The 16,218-nt window shown below is 72.4% G+C and carries 15 protein-coding genes; 11 read left to right on the forward strand and 4 right to left on the reverse strand.

Going from position 1 to position 16,218, the window contains the following annotated elements; translation table 11 throughout:
• The first annotated feature begins 43 nt into the window (after positions 1–43).
• The 8 genes from EFL26_RS08380 to EFL26_RS08415 all read left to right on the forward strand — a co-directional run bounded on the left by EFL26_RS08380 (position 44) and on the right by EFL26_RS08415 (position 9,331).
• Positions 44–2,263 carry an acyl-CoA dehydrogenase family protein gene (locus EFL26_RS08380; RefSeq protein ID WP_246000088.1) on the forward strand — a complete coding sequence of 740 codons (2,220 nt, stop codon included), beginning with the start codon at positions 44–46 and terminating at the stop codon, positions 2,261–2,263.
• Positions 2,260–3,249, forward strand: coding sequence for a bifunctional MaoC family dehydratase N-terminal/OB-fold nucleic acid binding domain-containing protein (locus EFL26_RS08385; RefSeq protein WP_221176876.1), 990 nt, complete (start codon positions 2,260–2,262; stop codon positions 3,247–3,249). Before EFL26_RS08380 ends, EFL26_RS08385 begins: the two co-directional genes overlap by 4 nt.
• Positions 3,249–3,656: a hotdog family protein gene (locus tag EFL26_RS08390; protein ID WP_123222398.1), complete on the forward strand. Its 408-nt coding sequence runs from the start codon at positions 3,249–3,251 to the stop codon at positions 3,654–3,656. Before EFL26_RS08385 ends, EFL26_RS08390 begins: the two co-directional genes overlap by 1 nt.
• Positions 3,653–4,840: a lipid-transfer protein gene (locus tag EFL26_RS08395; RefSeq protein ID WP_123222399.1), complete on the forward strand. Its 1,188-nt coding sequence runs from the start codon at positions 3,653–3,655 to the stop codon at positions 4,838–4,840. The genes EFL26_RS08390 and EFL26_RS08395 overlap by 4 nt, the downstream gene beginning before the upstream one ends.
• Before the next feature lie 61 nt (positions 4,841–4,901).
• A complete protein-coding gene (locus EFL26_RS08400) occupies positions 4,902–6,188 on the forward strand; it encodes an alkaline phosphatase family protein (protein WP_123222400.1) in 1,287 nt (428 codons plus the stop codon).
• Positions 6,185–7,294 (forward strand): alkaline phosphatase family protein, encoded by a 1,110-nt coding sequence (locus tag EFL26_RS08405; protein WP_123222401.1) that lies wholly within the window; start codon positions 6,185–6,187, stop codon positions 7,292–7,294. The genes EFL26_RS08400 and EFL26_RS08405 overlap by 4 nt, the downstream gene beginning before the upstream one ends.
• Before the next feature lie 62 nt (positions 7,295–7,356).
• The gene (locus tag EFL26_RS08410) at positions 7,357–8,604 is read left to right on the forward strand and encodes a Mur ligase family protein (protein WP_221176877.1); all 1,248 of its coding nucleotides are present in this window, start codon (positions 7,357–7,359) and stop codon (positions 8,602–8,604) included.
• Complete coding sequence (locus EFL26_RS08415) at positions 8,594–9,331, forward strand: type 1 glutamine amidotransferase (RefSeq protein WP_221176878.1); 738 nt, start codon at positions 8,594–8,596, stop codon at positions 9,329–9,331. Before EFL26_RS08410 ends, EFL26_RS08415 begins: the two co-directional genes overlap by 11 nt.
• Before the next feature lie 22 nt (positions 9,332–9,353).
• Here the strand turns inward: EFL26_RS08415 and EFL26_RS08420 are convergent, their stop codons facing one another.
• Genes EFL26_RS08420 through kstD form a run of 4 tightly spaced genes read right to left on the reverse strand, consistent with a single transcriptional unit; the run spans position 9,354 to position 13,256 of the window.
• Positions 9,354–9,857 (reverse strand): methyltransferase family protein, encoded by a 504-nt coding sequence (locus EFL26_RS08420; RefSeq protein WP_123222403.1) that lies wholly within the window; start codon positions 9,855–9,857, stop codon positions 9,354–9,356.
• Between the two features lie 9 nt (positions 9,858–9,866).
• Positions 9,867–10,598 carry a dienelactone hydrolase family protein gene (locus EFL26_RS08425; protein ID WP_123222404.1) on the reverse strand — a complete coding sequence of 244 codons (732 nt, stop codon included), beginning with the start codon at positions 10,596–10,598 and terminating at the stop codon, positions 9,867–9,869.
• Positions 10,599–10,611: 13 nt separating this feature from the next.
• Positions 10,612–11,514 carry a MaoC/PaaZ C-terminal domain-containing protein gene (locus EFL26_RS08430; RefSeq protein WP_123222405.1) on the reverse strand — a complete coding sequence of 301 codons (903 nt, stop codon included), beginning with the start codon at positions 11,512–11,514 and terminating at the stop codon, positions 10,612–10,614.
• Positions 11,514–13,256 (reverse strand): 3-oxosteroid 1-dehydrogenase, encoded by a 1,743-nt coding sequence (gene kstD, locus EFL26_RS08435; protein ID WP_183408089.1) that lies wholly within the window; start codon positions 13,254–13,256, stop codon positions 11,514–11,516. Before kstD ends, EFL26_RS08430 begins: the two co-directional genes overlap by 1 nt.
• A 35-nt stretch (positions 13,257–13,291) precedes the next feature.
• Here kstD and EFL26_RS08440 point away from each other — a divergent pair, with 35 nt between their 5' ends.
• The 3 genes from EFL26_RS08440 to dmpG are packed head-to-tail and all read left to right on the forward strand — an operon-like array spanning position 13,292 to position 16,162.
• On the forward strand, positions 13,292–14,125 hold the full coding sequence (locus EFL26_RS08440) for a 2-keto-4-pentenoate hydratase (RefSeq protein WP_123222406.1): 834 nt from the start codon (positions 13,292–13,294) through the stop codon (positions 14,123–14,125).
• Between the two features lie 20 nt (positions 14,126–14,145).
• Positions 14,146–15,051, forward strand: a complete 906-nt coding sequence (locus tag EFL26_RS08445; RefSeq protein ID WP_123222407.1) for an acetaldehyde dehydrogenase (acetylating) — start codon at positions 14,146–14,148, stop codon at positions 15,049–15,051.
• A gap of 28 nt (positions 15,052–15,079) precedes the next feature.
• A complete protein-coding gene (gene dmpG / locus EFL26_RS08450) occupies positions 15,080–16,162 on the forward strand; it encodes a 4-hydroxy-2-oxovalerate aldolase (RefSeq protein WP_123222408.1) in 1,083 nt (360 codons plus the stop codon).
• Positions 16,163–16,218: the final 56 nt, after the last annotated feature.

Here is a 16,218-nt window from a genome sequence, read left to right on the forward strand (position 1 = left end):
ACAGGTTTCATTTCTGGGACCTGGCCGCCTGAAGGGAGAACCCGTGGAGGACGCGGAAGTCCGTGCCGAGATCCGATCCGTGGTCACCGACGTGCTCGACCGGGGCGGGGCCTCGTGGGAGGCCTGCGCCGACGCAGGGCTGCTCGGCCTGGCGGCCTCCGACCGGCACGGTGGCGAGGGGCTGGGCCTCGGCGAGCTCGGTGTCGTCCTGCGCGAGCTCGGCCGCCGATCGGTGGACCTGCCGGTCTGGGAGACGTTGGTCTGCGGCCTGCTCACCCTCGAGGCCGACGGTACGCCGGAGCAGGCCGACCGCTTCGTCCCGGACGTCGTCGCCGGCAAGCTGCTGCTCGCGCCGGCGCTGAACGAGCCGGGCAACGCACTGCCGCTCGCGCCGGCGACCACCCTGCGCGACGGTCGGGTGACCGGACGCAAGACCGACGTGACCCTCCTGGAGGGCAGCACCCTGCTGCTCGTCTCCACCGACGGCGGCGTCGCGGTCGTCGATCCCGCGGGCGAGGGCGTGACGGCGGTGCCGAGCTTCTCCTCGCGCAGCGTCCCGCGCGGCGACGGCACGCTTCCCCCGACGCTCGCCACGACCGGGTACGTCTTCGACGGCGCGCCCGCCCTGGAGGTGCTCCCGAGTGCCGGCCCGGCGCTGCGGCGCCGCGCGATCGCCGGCCTGCTGCTGCTGGGCGACGGACTCGTGAGCGGTGCGCTCGACCTCACCGCCGGCTACATCCGCGAGCGCGTGCAGTTCGGGCGGCGGCTGGCGGAGTTCCAGGCGGTCGCCGTGCAGATCGCCGACGTGTTCGTGGTCGCGCGGCTCGCGGCTCTCGCGGCCGAGTCCGCGGCCTGGCGGGTCGGCGAGGGGCTGCCGGCCGACGACGACCTCGCCGTCGGGTCCGCCTGGTTCACCCACCGCGCCCCGGCGGCGCTGCAGACCTGCCACCACCTCCACGGGGGCATGGGCGTCGACGAGACCTACCCGCTGCACCGCTACTTCTCCCGCGTGAAGGACGTGGCCCGCCTGCTCGGCGGGACCGCCGCGACGCTCGCCCAGGTGCCCGTGCAGGAGCGCGACGGCAAGAACCTCGAGCTCACCGAGGCCCAGCGCGCCTTCAAGGACGAGGTGCGGGCGTACTTCTCGACGCTGGTCAGCGACGAGGACAAGCAGGAGATGATGACCGACCGGCACGGGCCGGCGTACCACCGCAACATCAAGCAGATGGGCGACGACGGCTGGATGGGCGTCGGCTGGCCGGTCGAGTACGGCGGCAAGGGACTCGGCGGGATCGAGCAGCAGATCTTCGCCAACGAGGCGTCGCGCGCCGACGTGCACCTGCCCTCGGTCACGCTGCAGACCGTGGGCCCCACGCTGCAGGCCTTCGGGACCGACAAGCAGAAGGAGATGTTCCTCGGCAAGATCCTGGCCGGCGACGTGCACTTCGCGATCGGCTACTCCGAGGCCGACGCCGGCACCGACCTGGCGTCGCTGCGCTGCTCGGCGAAGAAGGACCCCGCGACCGGGGACTGGATCGTCAACGGGCAGAAGCTCTGGACCACCGGCGGGCACGCCGCGGACTACATCTGGCTGGCCGTGCGCACCGATCCGGACGCCCCCAAGCACCAGGGCATCTCGGTGCTGATCGTCGACACGAAGGACCCCGGCTACTCCTGGACGCCGATCGTCACCTGCGACGGGTCGCACCACGTCAACGCCACCTACTTCAACGACGTGCGCGTGCCGGCGGACATGCTGGTGGGTGAGGAGAACGCCGGCTGGCGCCTGATCACCACCCAGCTCAACCACGAGCGGGTCATGCTCGGCCCGGCCGGGCGACTCGAGGGCCTGCGCGACGACGTCGTGGCCTGGGCGGCCGGCCGCACGGCACCGGACGGCACGCCCGTCCTCGAGGTGCCGTGGGTGCGCGACGTCCTGGCCCGCGTCACCGTCTCGTTCCGGGTCAACGAGCTGCTGAACTGGGAGGTCGCCGGAGGCACGGCCGACGCGAAGGCCGCGGTCGCGGACGCGTCCGCGTCGAAGGTGTTCGCCTCCGACGAGGTGCAGTCCCTCGGCCTCGCGCTCGAGGAGATCGTCACGGCGTACGGCGACCCGGCCGATCCGGAGACCGCCACGCTGCTGCACTTCCTGGACGCGACCACGAAGCGCAACCTCGTGCTGACCTTCGGCGGCGGCGTCAACGAGGTGCAGCGCGAGCTGATCGCGATGTTCGGCCTCGGCCTGCCGAAGGTGCCGCGATGAGCGCCGCGGAGCAGGAGGCCGAAACCCGCGACCACGACTGGATCATGGCCCGGGTCGAGGAGGTCAAGGCGCTCGGCGAGTCCGAGCCGAAGCCCGGCCGCGACCCGATCAACCAGCCGATGATCAACAATTGGCTGGAGGCGATCGGCGAGACCGACCCCCGCTACACCGCCGGCGAGGCGCCGCCGGCGATGGCGCAGGTGTGGACCATGGACGGGCTGGACCCGACCAAGCGGGCGAACGCGCCGCTGCACCGGACCATGAAGATCTTCGACGACGCAGGGTTCACCTCCGTGCTGGGCACCAACTGCGACCAGACCTACCTGCGGCCGGTGCGCGTCGGCGAGGAGGTCACCCTCAGCGCGCGGCTCGAGTCGGTCGTCGGGCCCAAGCGGACCGGCGTCGGCGAGGGCTACTTCGTCACCACGGAGAACACCTGGCGCGTCGGCGACGAGGTGGTCGCCACGATGCTGTTCCGGGTGCTGAAGTACAAGCCGGGGGTTTCGGCAGGCTCAACCACCGGGGGAAAGGTCTCGACCACCGGCGGCAAGGTCTCGACCACCGGGGGCGAGGTCGACCGCACCCAGCTGGTCCGCCCGCAGATGAACCGCGACACGCAGTTCTTCTGGGAGGGCACCGCCGCCGGCGAGCTGCGGATCCAGAAGTGCAACGCGTGCGGCGAGCTCCGCCACCCGCCCGGCCCGATGTGCCCCACCTGCCACGCCGCCGACCGCGGGTACGTCGTCGCGAGCGGCCGCGGCCGGGTGTTCTCGTTCCTGGTCCACCACGCGCCGCAGCTGCCGGGCAAGGAGCTCCCGGCCACGCTCGCGCTGGTGGAGCTGGAGGAAGGGGTCCGCATGGTCGGTGAGGTGCTGGCGGGTCGCGAGCGGATCGAGATCGGCACGCCGGTGCAGGTCGTGTTCGAGAAGATCGACGACGACCTCACCCTCGCGCAGTGGGAGCTCGTCGAGGAGGGGAGCCGCTGATGAGTGCGACCACCGTCGAGGCGGGCACCTCGCTTCCGACCTGGGAGCTGCCGATCACGCCCACGCTCGTGGTGTCCACGGCGATCGCGACCCGGGACTTCCAGGACGTGCACCACGACCGCGACCTGGCCCAGGGGCACGGGTCGAAGGACATCTTCCTCAACATCCTCACCACCACCGGGCTGGTGCAGCGGTACGTCGGGGAGTGGGCCCGCGAGACCCTCGGGCCGGACTTCCGGATCCACAGCTGCGCACTCCGGCTGGGTGCGCCGGCGTACCCGTACGACACGCTGAGCTTCTCCGGCACGGTCACCGACGCGACCGACGGGGTGCTCAGCGTCGACGTGCTCGGCGCCGTGTCGCTCGGCAACCACGTCAACGCGACCCTGAAGGTGACCGCCTCATGAGCAGCCGCTCCCTGGCCGGGCAGGCCGCGATCGCCGGCATCGGCGCCACCGAGTTCTCCAAGGAGTCGGGGCGCTCGGAGCTGCAGCTGTCCTGCGAGGCCGTGCTCGACGCCCTCGCCGACGCCGGCCTCACGACGGCCGACGTGGACGGGCTCGTGACGTTCACGATGGACAACAGCGCCGAGATCGCGGTCGCGCGCGAGCTGGGCATGGGCGACCTCCGGTTCTTCAGCCGGATCAACTACGGCGGCGGGGCGGCGTGCGGCACCGTGCAGCAGGCCGCGATGGCGGTCGCGACCGGCGTCGCCGACGTCGTGGTCTGCTACCGCGGCTTCAACGAGCGGTCGGGCCAGCGGTTCGGGCAGGTCTCGCAGTGGGCCGCCACCCAGGTGAACACCAACGGCCTCGACAACGCCTTCACCTACCCCTACGGGCTCTCCACCCCGGCCGCCACCGTGGCGATGCAGGCCCGCCGCTACATGCACGAGTACGCCGCGACGTCGGCCGACTTCGGCGTGGTGGCGGTCGCCGACCGCAAGCACGCCGCGACCAACCCGAAGGCGTTCTTCTTCGGCAAGCCGATCACGCTCGAGGACCACCAGGCCTCGCGGATGATCGCCGACCCGCTGCACCTTCTCGACTGCTGCCAGGAGAGCGACGGAGCAGTGGCGATCGTGGTCACGACGCCCGAGCGGGCCGCCGACCTGCGGCACAGGCCGGCCGTGATCGCCGCCGCCGCGCAGGGGAGCGCCCCCGACCAGTACGTGATGACGTCGTACTACCGCGAGGACATCGGCATCCCCGAGATGGGCGTGGTCGGCAACGAGCTGTGGCGGCAGTCCCGGCTGGGCCCGGACGACATCCAGACGGCGGTGCTCTACGACCACTTCACGCCGTACGTGCTGATGCAGCTCGAGGAGCTCGGCTTCTGCAAGCCGGGCGAGGCGAAGGACTTCATCGCCGACGGTGCCATCGAGATCGGCGGCCGGCTGCCGCTGAACACGCACGGCGGTCAGCTCGGCGAGGCGTACATCCACGGCATGAACGGCATCGCCGAGGCGGTCCGCCAGGTGCGCGGCACCTCGGTCAACCAGGTCGCGGGCGTGGAGCACGTGCTGGTGACCGCCGGCACGGGCGTGCCGACCAGCGGGCTGATCCTGTCCGCCGAGCCGACCGGTCGGTGAACGGCGCGCGAAACCTGGTTTACGGCCGCTAACCTCGCGGCCGGCCGGTCGTTGGACTGGCGTGGACCTGAATCGACGCCAGCTCCTGAAGACGACGGCCCTGCTCGGCGCGGGCGCGGCCCTCGGCGGGTCCGCCGGCGCCCGCCTGCTCGATCCCGCCGCAGCCGCGGCGACCGTCCTGCCCGACCCTGGCGCGTCCGGCATCGACCACGTCGTCGTGGTGATGATGGAGAACCGGTCGTTCGACCACTTCCTCGGCTGGCTGCCGGGCGCCGACGGCAAGCAGGCAGGACTCACCTACGTCGACCGCTACGGCGTCCCGCACGGCACGCACCACCTGGCGGCGTACGCGAGCTGCGGGTACGCCGACCCGGACCACTCCTACGAGGGCGGCCGGATCGAGCTGAACGGCGGCAAGTGCGACGGCTGGCTCAAGGCCGGTGAGAACGACGAGCTTGCCGTCGGCTACTACACCCAGCCCGACCTCGGGTTCCTCGGACAGGCCGCGCCGGCCTGGACGGTGTGCGACCGGTACTTCTCGGCGGTGATGGCCGAGACCTACCCGAACCGCTTCTACCTGCACGCGGCCCAGACCGACCGGCTGCACAACAGCACCACCCAGGCGACCATGCCGACGATCTGGGACCGGCTGAAGGATGCCGGGGTGAGCGGCAGGTACTACTTCAGCGACGTGCCGTTCACGGCGCTCTGGTACGACAAGTACCTCGACATCTCGGCGCCGTTCGCGCAGTTCCTCACCGATGCCGCGGCCGGGCAGCTCCCGGCGGTCAGCTTCGTCGACCCGCGGTTCGAGGACGAGTCGTCGGGCACGTCGAGCGACGACCATCCCCACGCCGACATCCGGGCCGGCGAGGCCTTCCTCGCCCAGGTGTACGCCGCGATCACGAGCAGCCCGCAGTGGGCCAGCACGCTCCTGGTGGTCACCTTCGACGAGTGGGGCGGCTTCTTCGACCACGTCGCACCCTCCACGGCGCCGGACGTGTCGGCCACCACGGCGCTGCGGGGCTTCCGGGTGCCCACGCTGCTCGTCTCACCCCGCGCCCGGCGGGGATCGGTCGCGCACGGCACCTACGACCACACCTCGATCCTGCGGGCCATCGAGTGGCGCTGGGGCCTGCCCGCCCTGACGCCGCGCGACGCGAACGCCCGCAACCTCCTCGAGGTGCTCGACTTCACCAGCCCGGCCGACCTCACCGCGCCCTCGATCACGGTCCGGCCCTTCGTGGCGGGCGCCCCGTGCGGGGTCGAGGCCACCGGTGTGGAGGCGTCGGAGTGGTCCGACCTCAAGAAGCTCGCCCTCTCGTTGAACTGGAGCCTGCCCTCGTGAACCTCCGTCGCCGACTCGTCTCCGTCCTCGCCCTCGTCGTCGGAGGGGGTGCCAGCCTCGGACTGGTCACGGCGAGCACACCCGCGGACGCCACCGGCACGTCGTACCTGCCCCCGATCCGGCACGTCTTCGTGATCAACATCGAGAACAAGGGCTACGACGAGACCTGGGGGCCCGGCTCCGCCGCGCCGTACCTCTCCCAGACGCTGCGTGCGAAGGGGGTGCTGCTGAACACCTACTACGGCACCGCGCACAACTCCCAGCCCAACTACATCGCCCAGCTTTCCGGCCAGGGTCCGAACCCGCAGATGCAGGGTGACTGCCAGATCTACTCCTCGTTCGTCGGCGTGGGCACGGTGAGCCCGGGTCAGTTCCTGGGCAGCGGCTGCGTCTTCCCGTCCGGCGTGCCCAGCCTTCCCCAGCAGCTCACCGAGCACGGGCTGACCTGGAAGGGCTACATGGACGACATGGGCACCCCTTGCCGGCACCCCGCCCTCGACACCCAGGACACCACCCAGCAGGCGAAGGTGGGCGACCAGTACGCCGCGCGCCACAACCCGTTCGTGTACTTCTCCTGGGTGACGAGCTCGCCGCTGTGCGCGCAGCGCGTGGTGGACCTCAGCCAGCTCGACAGCGACCTCGCGTCCACTGCGACGACCCCGAACCTCTCCTACATCACGCCGGACCTGTGCGACGACGGCCACGACGCGCCCTGCGTCGACGGCCGACCCGGTGGCCTCGCGTCGGCGGACGCGTTCCTGCAGACCTGGGTGCCGAAGATCCTGGCGTCGCCGGCGTTCCAGAAGGACGGCCTGCTCGTGATCACCGCGGACGAGTCCGACGGCCCGCAGAGCGACGCCAGCGCGTGCTGCGGTGAGGGTCCGGCGCCCAACTCCGCGCTGCCCGGCATCGTCGGCCTCGGCGGCGGCCGGGTCGGCGCCCTGGTGATCTCCAGGTGGACCAACCCGGGCACGTGGAGCACGACGCCGTACAACCACTACTCGCTGCTGGCCTCGATCGAAGACATCTTCGGGCTCGCGCGCCTCGGGTACGCCGGAGCCGACGGCCTGAACCGGTTCGGGCTGGACGTCTACAACGCCTACTGACCCGTGCGGGCCGCCCGGCTGCTGTCAGGTTCTGTGCAGGTTCGTGGGCGTTCACTTCAGGTGTGGCAACGACCTGGACCGGTCACACGCCGGCGCCGGCGCACCTGCGCCTGACGGCTGCGCTCGCCCTCGGGCGGCTCGCGGCCTGGCTCTCCCGCGCCGTGCTCGGCCGCTCCGGCGGCGTGATCGGCGGGCGTGTCCTGGCCGCGGTGGCGCCGGACGCGACCAGCAGGCTCGCCCGGCACCACCGGGTGGTGCTGGTGTCCGGCACCAACGGCAAGTCGACCTCGACGGCCATGCTCGCGGCCGCCCTCGGGGTCCAGCGTCGTCCGGCCACCAACGCCGACGGCGCCAACACCCCGGCCGGCCTGTGCTGGACCGTCGCGACCGCCTCGGCTCCCGACGTCGTCCTCGAGGTGGACGAGGCGTGGCTGCCGTGGGCGGTGCGCACGTTCGACCCGGTGGCGGTGGTCCTGCTGAACCTCGCGCGCGACCAGCTGCACCGCAACCCGGAGGTGTCCCGCCTCGCCCAGCGGTGGCGCGACGCGCTGTCCGCGGTGCCGCTGGTGGTGGCCAACGCCGACGACCCGTGGGTCGTCTGGGCGGCCGGGACCGCAGAGCGGCAGGTCTGGGTCGCCGCCGGGCAGGAGTGGGACGAGGACTCGCTGATGTGCCCCGCCTGCGGTGACCTCCTGGACCGCGGCGCGGCATGGTCGTGCCGGTGCGGAACGGCACGACCCACGCCGGACTGGGTCCTCCGCCCAGGAGCGATCGTGGCTCCGAACGGCGACGCCGTGCGCTACGCGACGCTGCCGGGGAACAGCAACCTCGCCAACGCCGCGATGGCCCTGGCCGCCGCGGTCGAGCTCGGAATCCCTCCCGTCGCCGCTGGGCGCTCGCTGGCCGGGGTGAGGGTCGTGGCCGGTCGCTACGCCACCACGCGCGTCGGCAACCACGAGATCCGGCTGGTGCTGGCGAAGAACCCGGCGAGCTGGCGCTCCGCCCTCGACATGATCGGCGGGGACTCCGCCGCGGTGCTGCTGGCGTTCAACGCCGAGGGCGCCGACGGTCGGGACACCTCGTGGCTCTACGACGTCGACTTCTCGGTGCTGCGCGGCCGGAGCGTGGTCGTCTGCGGGAGTCGCGCGACCGATCTCGCCGTCCGGCTCGAGATGGCGGGCGTCGAGGTCGCGGGCCAGTACGCCGACGAGCGGACCGCCCTGCACGCGATCCGCCCCGGCACGGTCGACCTGCTGGCGACGTACACCGCCTTCCAGCATGCTCGGCGGGCGCTCACCCGTGCGGCCTGAGCGGGTCGGCATCGTCGTGGTCTACCCGCGCCTGCTCGGCCTGTACGGCGACCGCGGCAACGGGATCGCCGTCCAGCACCGAGCCGAGGCCCGCGGCATCCCGACGTCTCTCGTGGAGGTCGAGCCGGGCGACCCCATTCCCGAGCAGGGTGACCTCTACCTGGTCGGCGGCGGCGAGGACCGGAGCATGACCGCGGCGGCTCGCCTGCTCGACGCGCAGGCCGGTCTCCGGCGCGCGGTCGAGGCGGGCGCCGGGTGCCTGGCCGTCTGTGCGGGGCTGCAGCTGCTCGCGCGCGAGTACGTCGGGCACGACGGCTCCGTCCGGCCCGGGCTCGGCCTGCTCGACGTGACCTGCGGGCGGCTGCCGGGCCCCCGGGCCGTGGGTGAGGTGGTCGCCCGCTCCGAGATCGACGGGTCGGCCCTGCTCGGCTTCGAGAACCACCAGGGCGACGCGGTGCTCGGCCCGCTGGCCCGCCCGCTGGGTGTCGTCGCGGTGGGCCGGGGCAACGGCCACGACCGGCTCGAAGGGGCCCGGCAGGGCCGCGTGATCGGCACCTACCTGCACGGCCCGGTGCTGGTCCGCAACCCCGCGCTGGCGGACTGGCTGCTCGCCCAGGCGGTCGGGCACGACCTCGCCCCGCTGGCCGATGCCCGGGTCGAACGGCTGCGGCGCGAGCGGCTCCGCGCGGCCCCCACGCTGCGCGCACGCCGGCTGCGGCGCGGTTGAGCCGGGCCGTCATCAGCCGGGCCTAGCGCACGCGGTCCGGCGGGTGCCACGGACGCCGACGCGGCAGCCACCGGGGCACGGCGGCGGTGTAGGCCTCGTAGGAGGCGCCGTAGGTGCGTCGCAGGGTCGGCTCCTCGTAGCCGCGGACGAACGCGGTGACGGCGAGCAGGAACGCCGCCAGCCAGGCCCCCACGCCGACGCTGGCGAACATCACGGCCTGGCCGGCGATCGCCCCGGCGACGCCCAGGTACATCGGGTTGCGCACCCACCGGTAGAGGCCACCGACGACGAGCTCCTCGGTCGGGGCCACCGGCGCCGGCGTCCCGCGCCCCTCGACCACGAACTGCACGAAGGTCGCCACGACCAGGGCGGCGCCGGCCGCGGTCACCACGGCGCCGGTCGCCTGCGCCCAAACGGGCGCGCCGCCGTTCCACCGGGTGACGAGCCACGGGACGAGCACCGCGGTGCTGCCCGGCGCGAGCACGAAGAACGCCAGGGAGCCGAGGGCGGCGCGTCGTCGGGCCATGCGCCGAACCTAGACCCGCAGCTTGTCCTCGAAGAAGGCGATCGTGCGGTCGACCGCCTCCTGCCGCCGGTGCTCGGTCAGGGTGGCGTGCTGGCGGCCGGGGAACTCCACCCTCAGGAACGCGTCGCCCAGCTCGCGGGTCAGCGTGGTGAACCGCTTGCCCACCATCGGGTCGGACCGGTAGCGCAGGCCCAGCACCTCGCACCCCGCGGCGGCCCGCGCCTTCACGGCGGCGAGGTCGCCGGGCGAGAGGTTGAGGTCGGCCGAGCGCCGCGGCGTCACCGCGATCGGAGCCGACGGCTGGGCGAGGACCGGCGCCGCGACGGACGGGTCGACCATCATCGCCAGGGCGAAGCCGCCGGTGAAGCACATGCCGAGCGCACCGACGCCGGGGCCGCCCAGCTCGGCGTGCAGCGTCCGCGCGAGGCTGCGCAGCCAGTCCGCGACCGGCTGGGTCTGCCCGAGTGCGAGCAGGCTCATCTCCCTGCTCACGCAGATCCGGCCCAGCGTGCGGGCCACCGGCAGTACCCCGTTCGCGCCGCCCGGCGTCCCGAACAGGTGCGGCATCACGACGGTGAAGCCCGCGGCGACCACCTCGTCGGCGTACGCGATCACGGCGGGGGTGATGCCGGGGATCTCGGAGATCACGATCACGCCGGGGCCGCTGCCCCTGCGGTACGTCGCGTGCGTGGTGCCGTCGTGCGTGTGCTCGCCGCTGGTCCAGCCGTCGAGGGCGTCCATCACAGCGTCCGCCTCAACGGGGCGTCAGCACGCAGTCGGCCAGCACGGGGGCTCCGTCGCGCTCCTGGCGGGGCGAGTCGATGGTCGCGGTGACGACGATGTCGTCGTCGCGCTCCCAGGCCTGGACCCGGATCGTCTCGCCCGGGAACACCACGCCCGCGAACCGCGCGCCGAACGCCTGCACCCGCGCGGCGTCCCCGCCGAGCAGGTCGTCGGTGACCGTGCGGAGGACGATGCCGTAGGAGCACAGGCCGTGCAGGATCGGCGCCGGGAAACCAGCCGCCTGGGCGAAGGCAGGGTCGGCGTGCAGCGGGTTGCGGTCCCCGCAGAGCCGGTAGAGCAGCGCCTGCTGCGGCGTGACGTCGTACGTCGTGTCGGTGTCCGGCTTGCGGTCCGGGACCTCCACGGCGGTCGACGCGCCGCGGTCGCCGCCCCAGCCGCCCTCGCCGCGCACGAAGATCGACGACCGGACGGTCCACAGCTCCTCGCCCTCGCCGGTGGTCGAGCCTGCCGAGGCCCGAGCCACGCCCTCCTGCCAGATCACGGCGGCCTTGCCCTTGTCCCACACGTCGCTGATCCGCGTCGAGAGCACGGCCGAGCCCGCGGTGGGGATCGCGCCGCGCACCTCGATCGCCTGGCTGCCGTGCACGACCTGGCCGAGGTTGATGTCGCAGCCGGGCAGGTCCAGCGGCGGCGGGTCGGTCTCGTGGAACGTCGGGGCGACGATGCCGAACGAGGGCAGGACCTGGAGGTGCTCGTCGTCGAGGGTGTAGCGGAGGGCCCGGGGGTCCAGGTTGTCGCCGGCGCGCGAGCCGGCACCGATGCCCAGGTGGTAGAGCAGCACGTCGCTGCTGGTCCACGAGAACGAGCGGTCCGGCAGCGGGGCTCCGATGGCGACGTCGGGATCGATCGGCATCAGGCAGCCCCTCCTGCGGTCAGGTCGTTCTCGGTGGTGCCGGTGCTCGTGCCGCCGGCCGTGGCGACGCGCGCGATGTCCTCCGCGGCGAGGTAGCCGAACACGATCGCCGGTCCGATCGTCCCGCCGGGTCCCGGGTAGGTGTTGCCCATGACCGCCGAGGAGACGTTGCCGGCGGCGTACAGGCCCGGGATCGGCGTGCCGTCGGCCCGCAGCACCCGCGCGTGCTCGTCGGTGACCAGCCCGCCCTTCGTGCCGAGGTCGCCGGGCACGATCTTCACGGCGTAGAAGGGTGCCTGGTCGATCGTGTGCAGCGAGCAGTTCGGGGTGACCCGCGGGTCGGAGTAGTACTTGTCGTAGGCGCTCTCGCCGCGATGGAAGTCCTCGTCCACGCCGATGCGAGCGAAGCCGTTGAACCGCTCGACGGTGTCCTCGAGTGCGTGGGCCGGCACGCCGATCTTCTCGGCCAGGTCGGCCACCGAGCCGGCCTTCACCACGACGCCGGCCTTGTACCAGCTGCCCGGGAACGGCTGCCGGGGCCCGAGACCGGCGAAGAGGTAGCGGTTGCGGTAGCGCTGGTCGATCACCATCCAGGCGGGCACGTGCGACACGCCGGTCGCCTCGCCCTCGTAGATCGCGTGGGTCGCCTCGACGTACGGCAGCGCCTCGTTCATGAAGCGCCGTCCGGCGGCGTTCACGATGATCGAGCCGGGCAGGTTGCGCTCGGCCAGGCAGAACCACGCCCGGCCCGGCAACGGGATCGTCGGCCCCCACCACGCGTCGTCCATCAGGTCGGTGGCGGCGCCTGCGGTGATGCCGGCGAGGTGACCGCCGCCGGTATTCCACTCGGCGCCGGTCGACCACGCGCTGTCGGTGGGCTGCGGGAGGAACTTCTCGCGGAGCTCCTGGTTCTTCTCGAAGCCGCCGCTGCCCAGGATCACCCCCCGGCTCGCGCGGATCTCCTGGGGGCGCCCGTCGCGGAGCACCGTCACGCCGACGACGCGGCCGTCCTCGAGGAGCAGGTCGGTGAGATCGGCGTCGTAGACGACCGGCACGCCCGCGTCGACGAGGCCCTGACGCAGCCCGATCGCGATCGCGTTGCCCATCCCGTACATCTTCCGGCCCAGCACTATCGCCAGGATCCGGCGCAGCATCACCTTGAGCAGGGTCAGCGGGCCCTTGAGCGTGCGCATGCCCAGGCTGATCTTGCGGAAGTCGGCCTGCATCACGACGAGGTTGGCCGGGGCCTTCGTGTACGGCGGGGTGAGCCGCTCGAGCTCGTCGCCGAGGAAGCGCGCGTCCAGCGGCACGGGCTCGACGCTGCGGCCGCGGGCGCGGCCGCCGGGCTGCTCGGGGAGGTAGTCGGAGTACTCCGGGACCCAGGTGAACCGGACCGGCGTGTTCTCCCGCAGGAAGTCCATCACCTCGGGGCCGCGCTCGAGGTAGGTGTCGCGCCGCACCTTCGGCACGACGTCGCCGACGATCGCGTCGAGGTACCGGCGGGACTCCTCCAGGTCGCCGGGGGAGACCTGTCCGGCCTCGCGCAGCGCGTAGTTCCCCGGGATCCACACGCCGCCGCCGGACCGCGCGGTGGAGCCCCCGAAGTAGCTGCTCTTCTCGACCAGCACGGTGTCCAGGCCCTGGCGCGCGGCGGCCAGCGCTGCGGTCATGCCGGCGCCGCCGGCACCGACGACCACGACGTCGTACGCCGGCTTCAGGGGGACGTCTCCAGGGGCCCTCATGGCGAGAAACTGTAACAGGTTCTAGTATCAGTGTCGTGACCACTCAGGATGCCATCGGAGGCGCCGCGCCCGCCGCCGTGCAGGCGGCCGTCGACCGGCTCGCGCAGGCGCAGGCGACCGGCGTCCCGTGCGCCCCCGTGCGCGACCTCATCGGCACCGACGACCTCGACGCGGCGTACGCCGTGCAGCAGGGTCTGGTCCGGGCCCGGCTCGACGCCGGCGCCACCGTGGTCGGCCGCAAGATCGGGGCGACCTCGAAGGCGGTGCAGGACCAGCTCGGCGTGGACCAGCCCGACTTCGGCTACCTGCTGGACGAGATGGACGTCAGTGACGCCGCCCACGAGGGAGGCGGCCCGATCTCGATGCGCACGCTCCTGCAGCCGCGCGTCGAGGCGGAGGTGGCCTTCCGGCTCGGCCGCGACATCGACGTGCCGGAGGACCAGATCACGCTGGCCTTCGTGCGCGAGGCCGTCGACGTCGCGCTGCCCGCCCTGGAGATCGTCGACTCGCGCATCGCCGACTGGAAGATCGGCTTCACCGACACCGTGGCCGACTGCGCCTCCAGTGGGCTGTTCGTGGTCGGCAGCGAGGGCAAGCCGCTGAGCGAGCTGGAGCCCGTCGACGTCGAGATGTCGCTGACCATCAACGGCGAGGAGCGGTCGTCGGGCAACGGCGCCGCGTGCCTGGGCGACCCGCTGGAGGCGCTGCGCTGGCTGGCGGTGCAGTCGGCTCGCTTCGGTGACCCGCTGCGAGCCGGCCAGCTGGTCCTGTCCGGGGCCCTCGGCCCGTTCGTGCCGTTCGCCCCGGGCGACCGGGTGGTGGCGTCGATCAGCGGGTTCGACCCGTTGTCGGTGACCTTTTCCGAGTGATCGTCGAGAGTAGGAGCACCATGACCAAGCTGACCGCGGCCATCGTGGGTCCCGGCAACATCGGCACCGACCTGATGTACAAGCTGCTGCGCAGCGAGGTGATCGAGCCGCGCTGGATGATCGGGGTCGTCCCCGACAGTCCCGGCCTCGCGCGCGCCGAGGCGCAGGGCCTGGTGGCCAGTCACGAGGGCGTGGACTGGCTGCTCAAGCAGGACGAGCTGCCCGACCTGATCTTCGAGGCGACGAGTGCCTACGTGCACCGCGAGTACGCGCCCCGGTACGCCGAGGCCGGCATCCGCGCGGTCGACCTGACGCCCGCGGCCGTCGGCCCCGCGTGCATCCCGGCCGTCAACGGCGACGAGCACGCGGGCGCGGAGAACGTCAACATGATCACCTGCGGCGGTCAGGCCACGATCCCGATGGTGGCCGCGGTCTCCCGCGTCACCCCGGTGTCCTACGCCGAGATCGTCGCCTCGGTCGCGTCGCTGTCGGCCGGCCCGGGCACCCGTCAGAACATCGACGAGTTCACCCGCACCACGGCAGCCGGCGTGGAGACGATCGGCGGCGCCGAGCAGGGCAAGGCGATCATCATCCTCAACCCGGCCGAACCGCCGATGATCATGCGCGACACGATCTTCTGCGCCGTCGGCCCCGACGCCGACCGCGACGCGATCACCGAGTCGGTGCACCGCATGGTCGCCGCGGTGCAGGACTACGTGCCCGGCTACCGGCTGCTCCAGGAGCCGCAGTTCGACGACCCGTCGCCCGCCACCCGAGGCGCGACCAAGGTCAGCGTCTTCATCGAGGTCGAGGGTGCCGGCGACTTCCTGCCGCCGTACTCCGGCAACCTCGACATCATGACCGCCGCCGCCACCCGCGCGGGTGAGGGCATGGCCAGGGCCGCGCTCGCCGCGACCGCTGGTTGAGCCTGCCGAAACCAAGGGAGACACAGACATGAGCATCTCCGGACCTGCGGAGCTCAACAGCCTGGCCCGCACCTGGCGGGACACCGACCCGACGTCCGACCTGGACATCCGGCTCACCGACACGTGCCTGCGCGACGGGTCGCACCACAAGCGGCACCAGTTCAACGCCGACGAGGTGCGCTCGATCATCGGTGCGCTCGACGAGGCCGGCGTACCGGTGCTCGAGGTGACCCACGGCGACGGCCTCGGCGGCTCCAGCTTCAACTACGGGTTCTCGCACACCCCCGAGCAGGAGCTGATCAAGATCGCCGCCGAGACGGCGAAGAACGCGAAGATCGCGTTCCTGATGCTCCCGGGCGTCGGCACCAAGGACGACATCCGCGAGGCCCAGGGCAACGGCGGCTCGATCTGCCGCATCGCCACCCACTGCACGGAGGCCGACGTCTCCGAGCAGCACTTCGGGCTGGCGCGCGAGCTCGGCCTCGAGACCGTCGGCTTCCTGATGATGAGCCACACCCAGCCTCCCGAGGTGCTCGCCAAGCAGGCCCGGATCATGGTCGACGCCGGCTGCCAGTGCGTGTACGTCGTGGACTCCGCCGGTGCCCTGATCCTCGAGGGTGTCTCGGATCGCGTCTCCGCGCTCGTCGCCGAGATCGGCCACGAGGCGACGGTCGGCTTCCACGGCCACGAGAACCTCGACCTCGGGGCGGGCAACACGGTGATGGCCGTCCGCGCGGGCGCCACCCAGATCGACGGCTCGGTCCGCCGCTTCGGCGCCGGTGCGGGCAACACGCCGCTCGACGCGTTCGTCGGCATCTGCGACAAGCTCGGCTGGAAGACCGGCGTGGACTTCCTCAAGATCATCGACGCCTCCGAGGACGTCGTCCGCCCGGCGATGCCCGAGGAGTGCCGCCTGGACCGGATGACCATGATGATGGGCTACGCCGGCGTCTACTCCTCGTTCCTCAAGCACGCCGGCAACGCCGCCGAGCGGTACGGCGTCTCCGGCGCCCGCATCCTCGCCGAGGCCGGCCGCCGCAAGCTGATCGGTGGCCAGGAGGACCAGCTCATCGACATCGCCCTCGAGCTCAAGCGCCAGCAGGAAGGCTGAGCCGACTGCCCCGCCCGGGTGGTTGAGGTGCAACGTCTGGCTGGTTGAGGTGCGAG

Origin of the sequence: Nocardioides pocheonensis, assembly GCF_003725535.1 — a bacterium.
Classification (GTDB): Bacteria; Actinomycetota; Actinomycetes; order Propionibacteriales; family Nocardioidaceae; genus Marmoricola; species Marmoricola pocheonensis.